Raw genomic sequence first — 1,869 nt, 5'->3', positions numbered from 1 at the left:
TGGCCTCGTGACGCAGGGCGTTTTGAAGCAACTGGAAATGGGATACGCCGTCCTTCCCGATCGCAACGAGCTCGCCATCGATCACGGCGTCCGCCTTCACTCCCTCAAGTGCTTTCGCGACCTCGACATAGGAGTGGCTGATGATCTTCCCGTTGCGGCTGTAGAGCGCGACCCGACCACGCCGGATTTCCGCGACCATGCGGAAGCCATCGAATTTGTCCTCGAAGACCCAATCGGGATCGTCGAACGGCGCATCCGTGAGCGTGGCCAACATGGGCTGCAGGCGATAAGGCAGGGTCGATTTGCGGGCCATTCTAGGCTCTTTCTACACGGCCGGCAGAGGCCGAAACGAGGAGGACGGGAGCCGAACCCGCGCGGTATCGCCAGCCGCGACCATCCCGCCGGCCCGTACCACGCCCAGCACCCCAGATTTGAACGGAGGGCCCGTTTCCGCCGACGAGAGCACCTGTTGCTTAAGGCCGGGGTGGAAGCGGTCGATCAGAACGCAAGGCGTCCGGAGGCCGGTCAGTTCCACGATGGCCGTTGGTCCAAGCTCGATGAGCGTCCCGAGCGGCATCCGCTCAAGGTCCAGACCGGCAGTGGTGATGTTCTCGCCGAGCTCTCCCGGTCGTACCTCGAAGCCCGCGTCCGAGAGGGAGGCAAAGAGCTCGGACGGGATCAGGTGGACCTGCCGGAGATTGGGCAGGCCTGGCCGGCGGCGGGCGAGATAGCGGTGCCGGACGAATGGGCCGGCGTGGGCGTCGCCTTCGACGCCGCGGCCTTCCACCAGGACGATGCGGTCCTGGAGCGGTTTGCTGAAGTTGTGCCCCGGGTCGGCGGCGACCGCCACCACCCTTCCCTGCAGCGAGAGATCGTGCGCCTGCGGCATCAGGCCGCCCGGGCGACCGAGCGCCGCTTCTGGCGGAGGTAGCGCGTGATCTCCGGAAGGGCCATCGCGTTCAGGACCCGGTCGGCAGGGACGCCGCCCTTCCGGGCCATCTCGACGCCCCAGTGCATGTGGTCGAGCTCGGGGACCGAGTGCGCGTCCGGATTGATGCTCATCATGCAGCCGAACTCGAGGGCGGCCTGATGCCAGCGCCAATCCAGGTCGAGCCGCCAAGGGTGGGCATTGATCTCGACGACGACGTCATGCCTACCGCATGCCCGCAACACCTTCTCGATGTCGATTTCGTAGCCCGGCCGCCGCTGCAGCTGCCGCCCGGTCATATGGCCTATGATGGTGGTGTGGGGATCGGAGATCGCACGAAGCAGGCGCTGCGTCTGCGCCTTGGGGTCGAGTTTGAATCGGCCGTGGACGCTCGCGACCACGAAGTCGAAGCGCTGCAGCACGTCGTCCGCATAGTCGAGCGAGCCGTCGGCCAGAATGTCGGACTCGATGCCTTTCAGGATCCGGAAATCCTTGCCGAAGCGCTTGTTCAACCGGTCGGCGTCCCGATGCTGCTGCGCGATCTCTTCCTCCGAGAGGCCGCCCGCGTAGTGCGCGGACTTGGAGTGGTCGGCGACGCCGAAATACTCGAAGCCGCGCTGGCGCGTGGCCTTGGCCATCGTGTCCAAGCTCTCCGTGCCGTCGGAGGCATCGGTGTGGCAATGAAGGATTCCGCGCAAGTCCTTGTCGGTGACGAGCTTCGGCAGCTTGCCCTTCAGGGCCAGCTCGACCTCGCCGCGGCCCTCACGGAGTTCAGGATCGATGAACGGCAGGCCGAGGGCACTATAGATCTGGGCCTCGTCGCCGGCGATCAGGGTGCGACCCTTGTGCAGCCCGTCGCTCTCTAGCCGCATTCCTTTCTCCGCGGCCAAAGCCTGGAGCCTCTCGATGTGAGCGGCTGAGCCGGTGCCGAAAAGAAGGGC

General features: G+C 65.8%; 3 protein-coding genes. All 3 read right to left on the bottom strand.

All coding sequences use genetic code 11. The features are described from left to right. Positions 1–313: ATP-dependent DNA ligase (locus AC0L2F_RS35615; RefSeq protein WP_473251507.1), on the bottom strand; the 313-nt coding region annotated here is incomplete at its 3' end. A gap of 12 nt (positions 314–325) precedes the next feature. Then, positions 326–889 (bottom strand): MOSC domain-containing protein, encoded by a 564-nt coding sequence (locus AC0L2F_RS35610; RefSeq protein ID WP_473251506.1) that lies wholly within the window; start codon positions 887–889, stop codon positions 326–328. Further along, on the bottom strand, positions 889–1,869 hold a 981-nt coding region (locus AC0L2F_RS35605), incomplete at its 5' end, for a PHP domain-containing protein (protein ID WP_473251505.1). The genes AC0L2F_RS35610 and AC0L2F_RS35605, both read right to left, overlap by 1 nt.

Source organism: Bradyrhizobium sp. Ken64 (assembly GCF_055807555.1).
Note: the sequence above shows the minus strand (reverse complement) of the source record. Positions and strands in the feature narration are given on the sequence as shown.

Excerpts from the sequence above, each read along its gene's own strand:
- AC0L2F_RS35610 (WP_473251506.1), bottom strand. The coding sequence starts at position 889 with ATGCCGCAGGCGCACGATCTCTCGCTGCAGGGAAGGGTGGTGGCGGTC.